General features: G+C 71.1%; 13 protein-coding genes. 8 read left to right on the top strand and 5 right to left on the bottom strand.

Annotated features, from left to right (window positions below):
• The first annotated feature begins 58 nt into the window (after positions 1–58).
• From ACIREE_RS29600 to ACIREE_RS29570, 7 genes are read left to right on the top strand one after another with little or no spacing between them, the layout of a single operon-like run.
• Positions 59–1,084 (top strand): NAD-dependent epimerase/dehydratase family protein, encoded by a 1,026-nt coding sequence (locus tag ACIREE_RS29600; RefSeq protein ID WP_404158658.1) that lies wholly within the window; start codon positions 59–61, stop codon positions 1,082–1,084.
• On the top strand, positions 1,081–2,355 hold the full coding sequence (locus tag ACIREE_RS29595; protein WP_404158655.1) for a DUF4910 domain-containing protein: 1,275 nt from the start codon (positions 1,081–1,083) through the stop codon (positions 2,353–2,355). The genes ACIREE_RS29600 and ACIREE_RS29595 overlap by 4 nt, the downstream gene beginning before the upstream one ends.
• On the top strand, positions 2,352–3,641 hold the full coding sequence (locus tag ACIREE_RS29590; RefSeq protein WP_404158652.1) for a hypothetical protein: 1,290 nt from the start codon (positions 2,352–2,354) through the stop codon (positions 3,639–3,641). Before ACIREE_RS29595 ends, ACIREE_RS29590 begins: the two co-directional genes overlap by 4 nt.
• Positions 3,638–4,585, top strand: coding sequence for a glycosyltransferase family 2 protein (locus ACIREE_RS29585; RefSeq protein WP_404158649.1), 948 nt, complete (start codon positions 3,638–3,640; stop codon positions 4,583–4,585). Before ACIREE_RS29590 ends, ACIREE_RS29585 begins: the two co-directional genes overlap by 4 nt.
• Positions 4,582–5,868 (top strand): polysaccharide pyruvyl transferase family protein, encoded by a 1,287-nt coding sequence (locus ACIREE_RS29580; protein ID WP_404158648.1) that lies wholly within the window; start codon positions 4,582–4,584, stop codon positions 5,866–5,868. The genes ACIREE_RS29585 and ACIREE_RS29580 overlap by 4 nt, the downstream gene beginning before the upstream one ends.
• Positions 5,865–6,416 (top strand): dTDP-4-dehydrorhamnose 3,5-epimerase family protein, encoded by a 552-nt coding sequence (locus ACIREE_RS29575; protein ID WP_404158646.1) that lies wholly within the window; start codon positions 5,865–5,867, stop codon positions 6,414–6,416. Before ACIREE_RS29580 ends, ACIREE_RS29575 begins: the two co-directional genes overlap by 4 nt.
• A 19-nt stretch (positions 6,417–6,435) precedes the next feature.
• Positions 6,436–7,761, top strand: a complete 1,326-nt coding sequence (locus tag ACIREE_RS29570) for a glutamate-1-semialdehyde 2,1-aminomutase (protein ID WP_404158643.1) — start codon at positions 6,436–6,438, stop codon at positions 7,759–7,761.
• Between the two features lie 32 nt (positions 7,762–7,793).
• Here the strand turns inward: ACIREE_RS29570 and ACIREE_RS29565 are convergent, their stop codons facing one another.
• A complete protein-coding gene (locus ACIREE_RS29565; RefSeq protein ID WP_404159089.1) occupies positions 7,794–8,456 on the bottom strand; it encodes a phosphatase PAP2 family protein in 663 nt (220 codons plus the stop codon).
• Positions 8,457–8,664: 208 nt separating this feature from the next.
• Between ACIREE_RS29565 and ACIREE_RS29560 the strand changes: the two genes are divergently transcribed.
• Entirely contained in the window at positions 8,665–9,588 is a 924-nt protein-coding gene (locus tag ACIREE_RS29560; RefSeq protein ID WP_404158640.1) for an endo-beta-N-acetylglucosaminidase H, read from the top strand.
• A gap of 28 nt (positions 9,589–9,616) precedes the next feature.
• On the opposite strand, the gene ACIREE_RS29555 is transcribed toward ACIREE_RS29560, so the two are convergent.
• From ACIREE_RS29555 to ACIREE_RS29540, 4 genes are all read right to left on the bottom strand, one after another.
• On the bottom strand, positions 9,617–12,004 hold the full coding sequence (locus ACIREE_RS29555) for an MFS transporter (RefSeq protein WP_404158637.1): 2,388 nt from the start codon (positions 12,002–12,004) through the stop codon (positions 9,617–9,619).
• 106 nt (positions 12,005–12,110) lie between these two features.
• Positions 12,111–12,620, bottom strand: a complete 510-nt coding sequence (locus ACIREE_RS29550) for a MarR family winged helix-turn-helix transcriptional regulator (protein WP_404158634.1) — start codon at positions 12,618–12,620, stop codon at positions 12,111–12,113.
• An 88-nt stretch (positions 12,621–12,708) separates the two neighbouring features.
• Positions 12,709–13,257, bottom strand: coding sequence for a hypothetical protein (locus ACIREE_RS29545; protein ID WP_404158631.1), 549 nt, complete (start codon positions 13,255–13,257; stop codon positions 12,709–12,711).
• Between the two features lie 299 nt (positions 13,258–13,556).
• Complete coding sequence (locus ACIREE_RS29540; RefSeq protein WP_404158628.1) at positions 13,557–16,856, bottom strand: TIM-barrel domain-containing protein; 3,300 nt, start codon at positions 16,854–16,856, stop codon at positions 13,557–13,559.
• Positions 16,857–17,107 lie beyond the last annotated feature (251 nt).

Here is a 17,107-nt window from a genome sequence, read left to right as displayed (position 1 = left end):
GAGCATTGCCAAGCAGAGCACTTCCGCTCAGAGCACTTCCACCATGGGGGATTGAACCGTGCGCGTACTGCTGACCGGACACCAGGGCTACCTGGGCACCGTGATGGCCCCGGTCCTGGCGGCTGCCGGACACGAGATCGTCGGTCTCGACGCAGGCCTGTTCGCCGACTGCGTCCTGGGCCCGCAGCCCGCGGACCCGGCCGGGCACCGGGTCGACCTGCGCGACGTCACGTCCGACCACGTGGCCGGAGTGGACGCCGTGATCCACCTGGCCGCGCTCTCCAACGACCCGCTGGGATCACTGGCACCCGACCTCACCTACGACATCAACCACCGCGCCTCCGTACGACTTGCCCGGCTCGCCCGCGACGCCGGAGTCCGGCGCTTCCTGTACGCGTCGACCTGCTCCGTCTACGGCGCCGCGGGCGGTGACGACCTGGTGGGCGAGGACGCCCCGCTGCGCCCGGTGACCCCGTACGCGGAGTCCAAGGTGCGCGTCGAGGACGACCTGCACGCCCTGGCCGACAACGACTTCAGCCCGGTGTACATGCGCAACGCCACCGCCTTCGGCTACTCACCCCGACTGCGCGCCGACATCGTGCTGAACAACCTGGTGGGCCACGCGCTCCTCTCCGGCGAGGTGCTGGTGCTCTCCGACGGCACCCCCTGGCGCCCCCTGGTGCACGCCGCCGACATCGCACGCGCCTTCACCGCCGCGCTGAGCGCGCCACAAGCGGCGGTGCACGACCGGGCGTTCAACATCGGCAGCGAGACCAACAACGTCACGGTCGCCGAGATCGCCGACCAGGTCGCCGAGGCGGTGTCCGGCGCGCAGGTGAGGATCACCGGGGAGAACGGTGCCGATCCGCGCTCGTACCGGGTCGACTTCTCCCGGTTCCGCGCGGCGATCCCCGGCTTCGACTGCGAGTGGACGGTGAAGCAGGGCGCGCTCGAACTCGCCGACGCCTACCAACAGTTCGGGCTCACCCGGGAGGACTTCGAGCAACGCTTCACCCGCCTCGCCGTGCTGCGCGCACAGTCCGAGGCAGGCACCGTCGACGACACCCTGCGGCGGCGCCGATGACCGGGCCCGGCGAACAGATGCACGCGCTGGTGGAGCGGCTGTACCCGCTGTGCCGGAGCATCACGGGGGACGGGGTGCGCGCCACCCTGGACATCGTCGGCGAGTACGTCCCGCTGCAGATGCACGAGGTGCCGACCGGGACACAGGTGCTCGACTGGACCGTGCCGCAGGAGTGGAACATCCGCGACGCGTACGTCGCCGACGCCGCAGGCCGGCGGGTCGTCGACTTCGCCGCGTCCAGCCTGCACGTGCTCGGCTACAGCGTGCCGGTGGCGCGGACGATGCCGCTGGCCGAGCTGCGCGATCACCTGTACACCCTTCCGGAGCAGCCGAGTTGGGTGCCGTACCGCACCAGCTACTACAAGCCGGACTGGGGATTCTGCCTGGCCCAGGAGACCTTGGACGCGCTGCCGGACGGCGACTACGAGGTGCGCATCGACTCCACACTCGCCGACGGCCACCTCACCTACGCCGAGCACGTGATCCCCGGGCAGGTCCCCGACGAGGTGATCGTCTCCTGCCACGTCTGCCACCCTTCGCTGGCCAACGACAACCTGGCCGGCATCGCGGTGGCGACGTTCCTGGCCAGGGCGCTGGCGGAGCAGACGCCGTACTACACCTACCGGTTCATCTACGCGCCCGGCACCGTCGGGGCGATCACCTGGCTGGCCCGCAACGCGGAGCGGATCGAGCGGGTCAAGCACGGCCTCGTGCTGGCCTGCGCCGGCGACTCCGGCCACCTGACGTACAAGCAGAGCAGGCGCGGCGACGCGGAGATCGACCGGGTGCTGCGGCATGTGCTGGCCGCCTCCGAACGGCCGCACCGCGTCACCGAGTTCACTCCGTACGGTTACGACGAGCGCCAGTACTGTTCGCCCGGGTTCGATCTCGGCGTGGGCTCGCTCAGCCGGACCCCGTACGCCGGATACCCCGAGTACCACACCTCGGCGGACAATCCGGACTTCGTCCGCCCGGAGGCGATGGAGGACACTCTCGCGGTCTGCCGTGAGGCGCTCGCGGTCCTCGACCGCAACCGGCGGTACGTCAACCTCAGCCCCTACGGCGAACCACAGCTGGGCCGACGCGGGTTGTACGACTCGCTCGGCGGGCGCAGCGACGCCAAACAGGCCCAGCTGGCCATGCTCTGGGTGCTCAACCTCTCCGACGGCGAGCACAGCCTGCTCGACATTGCCGAGCGGTCCGGGCTGCCGTTCGACACCGTTGCCGTCGCGGCCGACGCCCTGGGCGCCGCCGGGCTGATCAAGGCATGACGCCGATGACCACCGAGGAGGAGAAGACGACGGGGTCCGCCCGGCGGGCCCTCCTCGGCAGGCTGTCCTGGGGCCTGGCCGACCAGGCGGCCTCCAGCATCAGCAACTTCGCGGTCGGCATCTACGTGGCGCGCTCGCTGGGGGTGACGGCGTTCGGCGTGTTCAGCCTCGCCTGGGTGACCTACGGCGTGGTGCTCAACGTCTCCCGCGGCCTCGCCACCGACCCGCTCGTGGTGCGCTTCAGCGGCGTGCCGGACGCGACCTGGCGCGCGGCCGTGGCCCGGTCGTCGGGGACCGCGCTCGGCGTCGGCACGGCCATCGGCGCGGCCTGCCTCGTGGTCGGCCTCGGCCTCGGCGGCCGTGTGGGGCCCGCGTTCGCCTGCCTCGGCGTCATGCTGCCGGGGCTGCTGCTGCAGGACGCCTGGCGGTACTCGTTCTTCGCCGCGGGCAACGGGCGGAAGGCGTTCGTCAACGACGTCGTGTGGGGCGTCGCGCTCGTCCCGGCCATGGTCGTGGCGGCCCGCGTGGGCAGTGTGGCCGCTTTCGTGCTCGCCTGGGGCGCGTCCGCCACGGTGGCCGGGGGGTACGGCTACATCCAGTCCGGCATCCGGCCCCGACTGACCCAGGCGCGCGGATGGCTCCGCGAACAGCGCGATCTCGGCTACCGGTACCTGGTCGAGAACGTCAGTCTCAGCGGCGCGAACCAGATGCGGGCGTACGGGCTCGGCGTGATCGTCGGGGTCGGCGCGGTCGGCGCGGTCCGGGGCGCCGAGCTCCTGCTCGGCCCGTTCCTCGCCGTGCTCATGGGCCTCTCGCTGGTCACCGTCGCGGAGGCGGCACGGGTGCTGCGGCGGGCCCCGCACCGGCTCGGCAGGTTCTGCCTCCTGCTGGGCAGCGGGCAGGCCGTCGGCGCGCTGCTCTGGGGCGGGGCGTTGCTGCTGATGCCGGACCGGCTCGGTGAGTTCGTGCTCGGCGATGTCTGGCACCTGTCCGCACAGCTCATCGCGCCGGTCACCCTCGGCGTCGCGGGCGCCGGCCTCGGCACCGGCGCGGCGGCCGGCCTGCGCGCGCTCGCCGCGGCCCGGCGCAGCCTGCGCTGCCAGCTCTTCGCCTCCCTCTGCTACGTCGGCGGCGGGCTCGGCGGAGCGGCCGTCGGCGGCACGGTCGGCTCGGCCTGGGGCGTGGCCGTCGCGACCGGCTGCAGCTCGGCCGTGTGGTGGCTGCAACTGCGGTCCGCCCTGCGCGAGCGCCACCACCACTCCATTTCCGAAGTGAGGACTTCATGAGTGCCCAACCCAGGCTGAGCGTCGGCCTGCCTGTGTACAACGGCGAGGAGTACCTGGCCGAGTCGCTCGACGCCCTCCTCGGCCAGACCTACGAGGACTTCGAGCTGGTCATCTCCGACAACGCCTCGACCGACGGGACCCAGGAGATCTGCCGCAAGTACGCCGCGCGGGACTCACGCATCCGGTACATCCGGCTGCCACGCAACGTCGGTGCCACGCCGAACCACAACTACGTGTTCACCGAGTGCCGCGGTGAACTGTTCAAGTGGGCCTCGCACGACGACCTCTACGCCCGCGACCTGCTGCGCGCCTGCGTGGAGGCGCTGGACGAGCGGCCGGAGGTGATCCTCGCGCACTCCGGCCAGGCGGTCATCGACGGCGAAGGACGGCTGAAGGTTCCCTACGAGTACGGGCTCGCCACCGACTCCCCGCACCCGCCGGAGCGCTTTCGCAGCCTGCTCCTCGAGCCGGGCGGCGACGACTTCTACGGCGTGATGCGGGCCGACGTGCTGCGCCGGGTGAAGCCGCTCGACAGCTACCACCACGCGGACCGCACGTTCGTCGCCGAGATCACCCTGCACGGGCCCTTCCACCAGGTGCCGGAGCTGCTGTACTTCCGCCGCGACCACCCCACCCGCGCCGAGCGGGCGAACCCGTCCAAGCGCGCCCGGTGCGTCAACCTGGACCCGCGCCGGGCGGGCCCGCTGCATCCGACGCCCCGACTGCTCGCCGAGTACCTGGGCGGCTTCGTCGCGGCGATCCGGCGGGCGCCGCTGTCCACGGCCGACCGGCGCGCGTGCTACGGCCACCTGGCCGCGTGGCTGACCAGCCGGGTCAGGCCGGGCGCGGGCGAGCGGGTCGAGGACCGCGCCCCGGTCGACCCGGGCGCACTCACGGTCTCCGTCGACGCCCTCGTCGCCGGCCGTGAAGGGAGGCAGGCATGACGTCGGAGAGCGAAACCCCGGTGCGCGTCGGGCTGTTCGGCCTGCTCGGCTCCGGCAACCTCGGCAACGACGGGTCGCTCGAAGCGGTGCTCGGGTACCTGCGCGCCGAGCACCCGGACGCGGTCGTGGACGCGCTGTGCGGCGGACCCGAGGCCGTGACGACCCGGTTCGGGATCCCCGCGACGCGGCTGCACTGGTATCGCGGGGAGTACCGGACCGCCTCGCGAGCGGGCGCGATCGCGGGGAAGGGCCTCGGCAAACTCGTCGACGTCGTCCGCACCGCCGCCTGGGTGCGCCGGCACGACGTGGTGATCGTGCCGGGCATGGGCGTCCTGGAGGCCACGCTGCCGCTGCGGCCGTGGGGCTTTCCGTACTCGCTGTTCCTGCTCTGCGCGAGTGGCCGGCTGCTGCGCACCCGGGTCGCGCTGGTCAGCGTCGGCGCCGCTGAGATCGGCAACCGGCCGACCCGGGCCCTCGTGCGCTGGTCGGCACGGCTTGCCGCGTACCGCTCGTACCGGGACACGCGGTCGCGTGACGCGATGCGGGCGCTGGGCGTGGACACCGCACGCGACGAGGTCTACCCGGACCTCGCGTTCTCCTTGCCGACACCGACACCGACACCGACACCGACACCGACACGGCGGGCGAGCGGACCCTCCGACACACCAGGACCGGTCTGCGTCGGCGTCATGGACTTCCACGGCGGCAACGACGACCGTGCCCGGGCCGAGGAGATATACCGGCGCTACCTCGACGGAACGATCACGTTCGTCCGTACGCTGGTCGAGGAGGGCAGGCCGGTCCGGCTGCTCACCGGCGACGAGTGCGACGCCTCGGTGGTCGCCGCGATCCTCGACGCGGTGGACTCGCCGCTGGTCACCGCCGCCGAGCCGGCCTCACTCGCCGACCTGATGACGGAGATGGCGGCGGCCGACACCGTGGTGGCCGTCCGCTACCACAACCTGATCTGCGCGCTGAAGACCGGCACACCGGTACTCGCCCTCAGCTACGCGGCGAAGAGCGACGCGCTCATGGACCGGATGGGTCTCGGCGCGTACTGCCACCCTGCGCGCGAGGTCGACGCCGGCCGGTTGCTCGATCAATTCCGGGAGTTGGAGAAGCGATCGGCAGAACTGCGGCAGACCCTCACCGAGCGCAACCAGGACGCATCCCGGCAACTGGAGGCCCAGTTCGCCCAGTTGACCGCGACCCTGTTCCCGGCGACCGAGCACACCCACACTCACGCCCACACCCATGCTCACGACCTGCGGGAAGCCAAATGAAAGCGACCGAAGTACCGGCCATAGCCGGGGCGTACCTGTTCGAGCCGACCCCGTACGCCGACGAACGCGGCTTCTTCTGCCGCACCTTCGACGCCGACGTGGTCCGCTCGGTGGGCCTGGACCCGGACGCCTTCATCCAGGACAGCCTGTCCCGCTCGGTCCGGGGCGTACTGCGCGGCATGCACCTGCGCTCCGGAGCCGGCGAGGCCAAGCTGGTGCGCTGCTCGTACGGGAAGATCTTCGACGTCGTCGTGGACCTGCGCCCGGACTCGCCGACCTACCTGGGCCGGGCCTTCTTCGAGCTGTCCGGCGAGACCCAGGTGACCCTGTACATCCCGGCGGGGTGTGCGCACGGATTCCAGGCGCTGACCGAGACCGCCGACACCTCGTACAGGATCGACCGCCCGCACGATCCGGCCGAGGACGTGACGATCGCCTTCGACGACCCGGAGCTCGCCATTCCCTGGCCGCTGCCGGCCACCTCGATGTCCGAGCGGGACCGGCAGGCGCCGGGACTCGCCGGGGCCCTGAAGCAGAGAGATGGCTGAGGCCGATATGGAAGCCGATATGGAAAGCGAAGAGTTCCTCCTGCCCCGGTCGCGGCTGGCCAACGAGCGGCTGCACGCCGTGATCCCCGGAGGCGCGCACACCTACGCCAAGGGTGACGACCAGTACCCCGAGAACCTGGCCCCGGTCATCAGCCACGGCCGCGGCGCCCACGTGTGGGACGTCGACGGCAACCGCTACATCGAGTACGGGTCGGGACTGCGGTCGGTCAGCCTCGGCCACGCCCACCCCCGTGTGCTCGAGGCGGTGCGGCGCGAACTCGACCGCGGCAGCAACTTCGTCCGGCCGTCCATCGTGGAGGCCGAGGCCGCGGAGCGCTTCCTGGCCACGGTGCCGACCGCGGACATGGTCAAGTTCGCGAAGAACGGCTCCGACGCCACCACCGCCGCGGTGCGCCTCGCCCGCGCGGTCACCGGGCGCACGCGCGTGGCGATCTGCGGCGACCATCCGTTCTTCTCCGTGGACGACTGGTTCATCGGCACCACGCCGATGGCCGCCGGAATCCCGGCGGCCATCAACGAGCTCACCGTGGCATTCCCCTACGGGGACCTGGCCGCCACCCAGGAGCTGCTGACCCGGTATCAGGACGAGATCGCCTGTCTGATCCTCGAACCAGCCGGCCACGCCGAGCCCCCGCCCGGGTACCTCGAAGGCCTGCGCGCACTGGCCGACCGGCACGGCTGCGTACTCATCTTCGACGAGATGATCACCGGCTTCCGCTGGTCGGAGGCGGGCGCCCAGGGCCTGTACGGCGTCGTGCCCGACCTCTCCACGTTCGGCAAGGCGCTGGGCAACGGCTTCGCCGTCTCCGCGCTGGCCGGGCGCCGCGAACTGATGGAGCGGGGCGGGCTGCGGCACTCCCACGACCGGGTGTTCCTGCTGTCCACCACGCACGGCGCCGAGACGCACTCCCTGGCAGCCGCGATGGCCGTGCAGACCACCTATGTCGAGGAGGGCGTCACCGCGCGGCTGCACGACCTCGGTGAGCGGCTGGCCGCAGGTGTGCGCGACGCGGCGGCCGCCATGGGCGTAGGAGACCACGTCCTCGTCCGGGGCCGGGCCAGCAACCTGGTCTTCGCCACCCTCGACGAGAACCTGCGGCCGTCGCAGCAGTACCGCACCCTGTTCCTGCGCAGGCTCCTCGCGGGCGGGGTGCTGGCGCCGTCGTTCGTCGTGAGCAGCGCGCTCGGCGAAGCGGACATCGACCGTACCGTCGATGTGGTGGCCCGCGCATGTGCGGTGTACCGGAAGGCGCTCGACGCCGCGGACCCCACCCCCTGGACGGCCGGGCGGCCGGTGCGGCCGGTGTTCCGCCGCCGGGCGTGACAGGACCCGACACGACCTGATGTGACGTGACGTCAGCGGGGCCCGCGGGGACCGGCGTCGGCCGTCCGGCCGGCGAGCCGGTCGGCCACCCGGTCGACCAGCCACGCGGTCACCGGCACCACCACCAGCGCGGTGCACCAGCCGCCGAGGGCGTCCGTCGGGTAATGCGCGCCCAGGGCGACCTGTGCCCACCCCATCGCGGCGCCGGCCACCAGCGGCGCGGCGAGCACGAGTGACGTACCGGCCGTCCTGCCGAGGCCGAGCCGGCGGATCGCGAGCAGCGCCGCCATGAGGGCGAGCGCGGTGGCGAAGGCGGTGTGTCCGCTCGGATAGGACAGGTTGTCGGCGCCGTGGATGGTGCGTCCCACCAGGGACTTGAGCAGCGTCGTCGCCACCACGGTGAGTCCGGCCCCGGCCACCACGAACACCGCCGCGCGGGGGCGCCGTCGCAGCAGGCAGCCTGCCACGGCGGCCGCGACCACCAGCGCCGATCCGGCGGGCTCCCCGAAGAAGTCCAGGGCCAGAGCGACATAACGCCATGGCGGCCGCACGCTGTCCGCCGTCGGCGCGATGAACCACCTGTCCACGCTGCCGGGTCGACTGTGTCCGGCATACAGCACCCCGAGCACGATGACCGTCAGCGCGGCGAAACCCGCGATCAGCGCGAGCCGTCCGCGCAGCGACGGGGGCACCACCGCGCCGGGCCGACCCGCGGCGGCGACCTCCTCGTCCGCTGTGCACGCCGCTCTGGCCAGGCGATCCAACACGAGCCCCCCGTCATGTCCGACCCGTTCCGAAGCCGGGTCTGCCATGTTGGCACACGGATACATACGGGCAGTGTGAGAACAACTCCGCGAGAAAGCCGTGGAGTTGATGACCACCTCTGCGATGGGAGACCACCAAATGTCCACTCTGGTATGGAGGAGAGTGCGGACGGCCGCGCTCGCGCTCGCGGCCGTCGCGGCCCTCGCCGCCGCTCCCGCCCCCGCCTCTGCCTCTGCTCCTGCTCCTGCTCCTGCTCCTGCGAAGCAGGGGCCGACCTCGGTCGCGTACGTCGAGGTGAACAACAACAGCATGCTGAACGTCGGCAAGTACACCCTCGCCAACGGCGGGGGCAACGTCTTCGACGTCGCCGTGATCTTCGCCGCGAACATCAACTACGACACGGGCACGAAGGCGGCGTATCTGTACTTCAACGAGAACGTGCAGCGCGTCCTCGACAACGCCGCCACGGAGATACGGCCGTTGCAGCAGAAGGGCATCAAGGTGGTTCTGTCGGTGCTCGGCAATCACCAGGGCGCCGGCTTCGCCAACTTCCCTTCCCAGCAGGCGGCTTCGGGGTTCGCGAAGCAACTGTCGGACACCGTGACCAAGTACGGACTGGATGGGATCGACTTCGACGACGAGTACGCCGAGTACGGCAACAACGGCACCGGCCAGCCCAACAGCAGCTCATTCGTGTACCTGACGACGGCGCTGCGCGCGAACCTGCCGGACAAGATCATCAGTCTCTACAACATCGGCCCGGCCGCATCGCGCCTCTCGTACGGCGGCGTCGACGTCTCGTCCAAGTTCGACTACGCCTGGAACCCGTACTACGGCAGCTGGCAGGTCCCCGGCATCGCCCTGCCCAAGTCGAAGCTGTCACCGGCGGCCGTCGAGATCGGCCGGACCTCGCAGAGCACGGCCGCCGACTTCGCCCGCCGCACCGTCAGCGAGGGGTACGGCGTCTATCTGACGTACAACCTCGACGGCGCCGATCGCAGCGCCGATGTGTCCGCCTTCACCAGGGAGCTGTACGGCAGCGACGCCGTCCACACGTCGTAGGACAGCCGGGCGTCCTCGGGCGTGGAGCTCACGGCATGGGGTGCGACAGTTCGATGTCGAGGGCTTCGGTGCCGGGGCCCGTGACGCGCAGCGGAGTGGCGAGCGGCGGGTAGCCGCTGGCGACGACGGAGTACTCGCCGGTGTCCAGGTCCGCGAAGGCGTACACACCGTCCGCGTCGGTGGTGGCGGTCGCGGCGACGTTGCCGGCCGCGTCGACGAGGGTGACGCGGGCGTCCGGCAGCAGGCGCCGGTCGGTGCCGGAGCGCACCGCCCCCCGGAGCCGGGAGCCGGAGACGAGGGCGATCTCCACCCGGCCGGGCCCGCCGTCGCCGACCGTGACCGGCGCGGCGGCCGGCCGGTGCCCCTCCGCGTTCACGGCGACGGTGAACTCGCCGGCGGGCAGCTCCCCGAAGGTGAACTGCCCGTCCTGGCCGGTCTGTCCGGTGGCGAGCACCTCGCCGCGCACATCGGTCACGATCACCATGGCGGCGGCGACGGGCAGCCCGTCGCCGCCGTTGACGCTCCCGCTCAGGCCGCGCGGTCCCGAGAGCCGGATGTCGTGGGCGAGCGGCTCGGCGCCGACGGTGACGGTGGCCGCCTGCGGCTCGTGCCTCTCGGCGGCGGCGATCAGTACGTAGGTGCCGGCGCCGGGTGCGGTGAGCTCGTAGCCCCCGTCGGAACGGGCCACGGTGCGGCTCAGTTGACGTCCCGTCAGGGAGATCAGAGTGACCGTGGAGGAGCGGGAGGCGCCGGTGGAGCTGCGGATGTGGCCGTGGATGACGGAGCCGGCCGGGACGGGGGCTTCCTGGGCCTGAGCCTGAGCCCGGGGTGTCTCATTGGTCTCGGCCTGGGCGGGGGCCGGGGCCGGCCGGGCCGGTTGCGGGCGGCGGAAGCCGATCAGGGTGGCCGTGGCGATCAGGGCCACCAGCATCCCGGCCGCGCCGATGGTCATGCAGACGTGGACGGCGTCGGTGAAACTCGCGCCGATCGCGCCGAGCGCGGGGCCGGTCGCCTCGGGGGAGAGCCCGAGGTGTCCCGCGGCGCCCACACCGCCCTGTGCGAGGGCCGCGCTCACCTGCTGCTGGTCGGCGACGGGCAGCCCGGAGTCCGCGAGGTGCCCGGGAAGGGCGGAGGCGAGCCGGCTGGTGAGGACGGCTCCGAGGACGGCGGGACCAAGGGCGCCGCCGAGCTGGCGCAGGGTGTTGTTGCCCGCGCCCGCCATGCCCGCCAGGTGGTGCGGGACGCTGCCGACGGCGACCGCGCTGATCGGTGTCATCACGAAGCCCATACCGAGACCGAACAGAGCGAGCGGGCCCGCCATCGCGCCGAACCCGGAGTCGGTCTCCAGGCCGGTGAGCCAGAGCATGGCGCCGCCGGTACCGAGCAGGCCGACGCAGAGGAGCACGCCGGGGGCGACCTTGCCCATCAGACGGCCGACGATCGGTCCTGCGACGATGGAGACGCCGTTGAAGACCAGCATGCGCCAGGCGATGTCGAGGACGGAGAGCTGCTGGACGCTGCCGAAGAAGAGGCTGAGGGTGAAGACGGAGCCGATCATCCCGAACATGACGACGGCGTTGACGACGCCGGCGCCGGTGAAGGGGCGCACCGCGAACAGCTTCAGGGAGAGCATCGGCGAGCGGGAGCGCAGCTCGGCGATGACGAAGGCGATCAGGCCGAGCGCGGCGGCGGCGAACGCGACGATGACCTTGGTCCGGCCCCAGCCACCGGTCCCACCGCCCTCGATCACCCCGTAGATCAGGCCGACGATGAAGATGATCGCGGCGATCTGGCCGGGGACGTCGATGGCACGGCCGTGCGCGGAGCGGGAGTCCTCCAGCATGCGTACGGCCACCAGGCCGGTGACGGCGGTGATGACGGCGGCCGGCAGGAAGATCCAGCGCCAGCCGGCGTGCTCCAGGATGACACCGCTGATCAGGGGGCCGAGGGCCATGCCGATGCTCAGGGATGCGGCCCAGGCTGCGATGGCCTTGGCGCGGGCCTTGAAGTCCGGATAGGCGTGGCTGATCAGGGCGAGCGTGGAGGAGGCGAGAGCCGCCGCACCCGCGCCGGCAATGGCCTGGCCGACCCAGACCTGCGCGACGCTGTGCGCGGTCAGGGAGGTCACGGAGCCGGCGGCGAACAGGAGCATGCCCGCGAGGTAGGCCTTCTTGCGGCCGTACAGGTCGCCGATCAGGCCGAAGGTGAGGATCAGCGCGGCCATCGGCAGGATGAACGCGTCGGAGACCCATTGCAGGTCGGACGTGGAGGCGCCCAGCCCTTGCTGGATGCGCGACAGGGACACCGAGACGCTGCCGATGGGCACGTATGCGGCGAACATCCCGAGACACGCCAGCACAGTGGTGAGCGCCGGGCGCGCGACGGCGCGGTGGTGGGGGGTGGATATCGCGGACATGGTGAGACGGCCCTCCTGATCGAACGCGCCGGTCAAGTTATCAGTTGCCTGTCAAAGTCCCAAATAACTGAGAACCGGGCGCACGGGGAAGGCGGGGCGAAATCTCTCAGCCGGCCGTGGGCGGGTCGGGCCACATACGTGCCACGGGGGAGTCGGGGCCGTCGAGGGCGACGGCGACGCGGCGCATGCCGAGCGTCAAGCGGGCCAGCTCCTCGGGCCCGCCGACCGCGTCGGAGATGCGTTCCACGACCGCGCCGACGAGCCGCCGCCCCTTGGCCATGCCGCGCAGCCCGGCCTCGGTCGGCTCGACCAGCACCACCCGTTTGTGCACGGCGTGCGGATGCCGCTCGATCCACCCGATCCGCTCCAGATGCGCCAGCGCCGTCGTCACGCTCTGCGGCGTGATGCTCTGCATCCGGGCCAGGTCCGCCCCGGACAGCGGCCCGTACTGGTCGAGCGTGATGACGATCCCGAGCTGCGTCATCGTGACGTCCAAGGGGCGCAGCCGCTCGTTCAAGGCGCGATGCAGAGAGTTGTTCGCCCGCCACATCGAGTGGTTGAACGTCTGGTTCCACGGCGTGGCGGAGGCGGTCCCCTCCGGGCGACGGCTCGGCATCTTCAACTCCCTGCGGGCAAACGGCCCCCATCCTAGCGGTGGAGGGACCGGCCTCCCGCCGGGCCGTGGCCGGGCCCGGCGCCGACGCTCACCGCACCGGCCTGCGTGCCCATACCTCCCGTCCGGACGCTGTGGCGCCGGGCTCCTTGGTGGGCAGTTCCTTCCAGCCCCACGCGCGGAAGAGTTCCGTGATCCCGGTTGCGGCCCTGTCCCGGTCGACACCGGCCACCACCAGGTCCTGGGAGAGGCGGGAGAGCAGCAGGTTCCCGAGGCGGGTCGCGACGCCGAGGCGGCGGTGGGTGGGCAGCACCATCAGCTCGGTGAGGGCGAACACCCGGCCGGACGCGGTGAGTTCCTCCGTCTGGGGTGTCACCTCGACGGGGAAGTCGGCCCACCATGCGCCGTCGCGCTCCAGACGGTATCCATAGGCGCAGCCGACGAGGCCGGGCGCGTCGGCGACGACCATGTCGAAACCGTCGTTCTGTACGTGCTGCTCGAAGCGGCGCTGGAATTTCCTCCGGTCCCGGTACTCGGCCCCGGCGGCGCCGTGGTACGCCATGACGTACACGTCGGCGATGGGTTCACGCTGCTGTTCGGCCTGCCACCGGGTGAGCCGGCGCAGATACACCTCGGCCATCCGAACTCCCTTCGCGGTTCCTTCGAGTGGCCCGGCTCAGCGGGCCCGCACGTGCGCGCCCCCGATGCCGTGACCCACCGAGGACGAGACCCGCGCGGGTGCTGGAATACGAAGAATACGAAGGGCCCCTTGGTGCCTGGATGGTACTCCCGAAGGGTGCATTCCGTAATGAGTCGGTCGCGCAACGTGATTTCCTGGAGGGGTCTTCAAAGACCGGGTGTTCGAACGCCATCAAAGCGCGGCCGATGCCACGGAGGGCGGGACCGCCCTCCGTGGCATCGGCCGGTCGGCCGCCTGCCCTATCGAATGCTCACTGTGATAGGCGCATGCACGCTGTGGCGCGGGAGTTCGATGGTGAGAACTCCCGTGGCGCTGTTCCAGTCGTAGGCGTCCGGCGCCAGCCGGGCCCCGCGCGCGGTGACTTCCTTGGGTGCGGCATGGGTCCCCAGAAGCGCGAGCGTCCAGCGGCGGTTCTGCACCTGGCCCGGGAAGGAGCCCTTCGCCGGGTCGATCGTCACGGTGCGGTGCGAGCCCTTCTGTTCGTAGCGGATGCGTGTCGTGGCGTTCTTGGTCTTCTGTGCCGTCGTCCCCTCGTCCTCGTAGAGGCTGTACGAGCCCGAGGCTCCGGTCGCGATGGAGAGGGTGACGTCGGTCAGGGGGTTGCGGTCGTGGTCGGTGACGTCGTGGGAGCGCGTGGGCAGGATGCCGCCGGCCTTGACGAACACTGGCATGGAGCCGAGGTCGGTGGTGACGTCGTGGGTGGTTCCGCCGGCGTACGTCTTGCCGGTGAAGTAGTCGGTCCACTCGCTGCCGGGCGGGAACCACACCGACGTGGTGGCGGAGTCTCCCGGTGTGGTCACCGGGGCGACCAGTACGTCGGATCCGTAGAAGTACTCGCTGTCCGCCGCGGCGTACGCCTGGGGCTCGTCGGGGTACTCCAGGTAGGTGGGGCGCACGATCGGCAGGCCGGTGCGGTGGGCTTCCTCGGCGAGCGTGTACGTGTAAGGAACCAGTTTCTCGCGGAGGTTGAGGAAGGCGTCGGCCGACTTCCGCGCCGCCGTGCCGTACTGCCAGGGCAGCCGGTCGCTGTGATTGCTGTGCAGTCGGTCGATCGGCTGGAAGGCTCCGAACTGGACCCAGCGGGCATACAGATCGTCGGGCAGTTTGTGCGTGGTGCGGGACGTGCCGTTGTCGTCGTACGTCTCCGAACCGGTCAGCCCCGTCGTGTCGTTGTGGCCGCCGATGTCGTGGGTGACGGACGCCATCCCGGTCGCGGCGGACTCGCCCGGGGTGTAGCCGACCTCGAACTTCAGCATGCCCCAGGTGGAGGACGTGTCACCGGTGAAGTGGACGGTGGAGCGCTTGTCCGCCCAGGGGCCCGTCGGCAGCGCCTGCTGGCCGCTGTACCCACCGGCCTGCAGTGAACCGTAGGCGCGGGAAAGGACGAATCCCCGGCCGAGCGTCTTGGCGGTGGAGTCGGCGTACTGCTGGTTGATCCACGCGTCCGGGGTCACGCCCGGCATCGACGACTGGGACGCGTCACAGCACCAGTCGAGCCACCAGAAGTCGTTGCCCTGCGCGTCCATGGTCCTGTGCAGGTCCATGTAGGCCTTGAGCTGGTTCGGGTCCCCGAAGTCGAAGGTGTAGCAGTTGTCCTCGACACTGGCGCCGGAGGCGCAACCGCCCTTGCTCAGCTTGCCGTTGGCCGTCGCCTGTGCCTGCGCGAACTGGGGGTCGGACGCGAGGATGCTGGGATGCACGTTGAGCGTATTGTGCAGCCCCTGCGCCGCGGACCAGTCGAAGAAGTCCTTCGGGTCGGGGAACTTCGAGCGGTCGATCTCCCAACCGCTCCAGTCGTTCACGGCTTTGTAATCGGTATCGGTCACCAGGACGTCGAGCGGGACGCCTTCGGACCTGAACTTCGGCAGGATCGTGTTCCGGTAGTCGGCGTCCGTCCGGTCGATGTACTCCGAATACCAGACGCCGTACGCCCAGGTGGGCAGCAGTGCGGGTGGCCCGGTCAAAGTGGCCAGGTCGGTCAACGCCTGCTTGTAGTCGTGTCCGTAGCCGAAGACATAGCCGTCCTGGTATGCGGAACCGGCGTGGCCGGGGCGCGGCCGGACCTTCTTCGCCGTGGTGTCGTACAGAGCCGACGGCGTGTCGTCGAGCAGGTACCAGCCGTCCCGCTGGAGCAGGCCCGGCGTGGTGACCGGTGCGTCGCCGGCGCCGCTCACGCCGTCGAGGCCACGGCGGTACCCGCCGAGCGCGATGTGCGGCGCGGGCGCCGGATCCTCGGGGACCGCGACGGACAGGGTGTCCGCGTTGATGTGGCAGTCGGCCGGATCGGGGCAGCCGAGGGTGACGTCGTTCGCACCGGCCTTGAGAGCGACGGGCACGGACGCCGTCTGCCAGTCGTCCCAGTCCTTCGTCGCGGGAAGGTCGATGACGGCGGGGGCCGCGTCGCCCGTGCTGACGGTGGCCGAGCGCTTCTGGTGAAGGCCGTCACCACCGCTGCCGTTGGCATAGCGCAGACGAAGGGTGTAGACGCCGTCCGCGGGAACGCCGACCACGTGCGTCGTCAGGCTCGACCCCTGATTGAGCTCGGCGACGAACCCGTCGCCCGCGTACCCCTTGTGGTCCGTGGCGCTGACCGCCGTGCCGCCGAACCGTGCGGTCTCCGCCTCACAACTCGCGCCGGACAGACAGCTCTTGATCGCCGTGGTGGAGGCGGGCGGGTACCCGGCGCCGGGCGTGACCAGCGCGACGCTGTCGACATTGACGGAGCCGGAATCCTTGGCGGACCGGGTCAGGGCGATCGTATGGTGCCCCGCGCCGAGTCGGACGCCGGCCTTGGCCAGGCCCCAGCTGTCCCAGTTCGCCGTGGCCGGCAGACTCACCGTCTGCGCCGCACCTCCGTCCACGGTGAGCGACAAGGTGCGGGTCTGCGTCTTGCCGTCACCGCCGGAGGAGTTGGCGTACCGCAGGGCGAAGTCGTACGTCCCCGCGCTCTTGACATCGATGTCAGAGGACAACGAGCTGCCGGTGCTCTCGAACCCCGCGGCGAAGCCCGGCCCGGTGTGGTCCTTGTGGTCAGAAGCGCTGGAGACCCCGTTGAGCTGGAGATCCTCGGCTTCGCACAGCACGCCGACCGCGCAGACGAGGCGCTGCCAGGGTGCGGCGGTCACCGGGGATTGCCCCGCCGCCAGGTGTACGGAGAGGTTCTGGGCGTCGAAGGCCCCCGAGCCGACCCGGTAGCGCAAGGTCATGCCGCTCGTCCTGATGGTGAGCCAGCCGTCGGACGTCTTGGCGCTGTACGCGGTCGGCGTGAATCCGCCGCGGCCTATCGCGTTGAACGTCGGCTCGTCGGTGAACTTCTTGTCGCCCGCGTACTCGGTACGGATGAGCGTCGGCGAGAGAATCTCGAAGCGGGCGCCCCCGGACGAGACGGATGGGATGCGGTGGCCCCGGGCCCCGCCGGCCGACGCGGGCCCGGCTCCGGTGAGCGTCGCGGCGGCGACCACGGCCAGGCCGGCGACGACGCCCACGTGGGAGCGTGCGCGTGAGCGTCTCGGACGTCGAGGTATCGAAGCGGCTCTCATAAGGAACTCCGTTCTTCTGTCAGCGAATGGCTCGTCCACGCCGCGCTGGTGGCAGCCACGGCGCGCCCCTGCGTGGCGGGTGGGGAGGACGCGGCCGGGCTGCGCTGTTCCCGGGCGGCACGGCGTTCGGCGTCCCGGCCGGATGCCGAGTCCGCTGGCCGGGACGACCGTGGCGCCGCGCTTGCATCGTTGGAAATCATGGTGGGAGATCACGCACTGGGCATAAGAGCACGGCGTCTTACGTGGTGTCT

It is taken from the genome of Streptomyces sp. NPDC102467, from assembly GCF_044765445.1.
In the GTDB taxonomy this organism is placed as follows: domain Bacteria; phylum Actinomycetota; class Actinomycetes; order Streptomycetales; family Streptomycetaceae; genus Streptomyces.
Note: the sequence above shows the minus strand (reverse complement) of the source record. Positions and strands in the feature narration are given on the sequence as shown.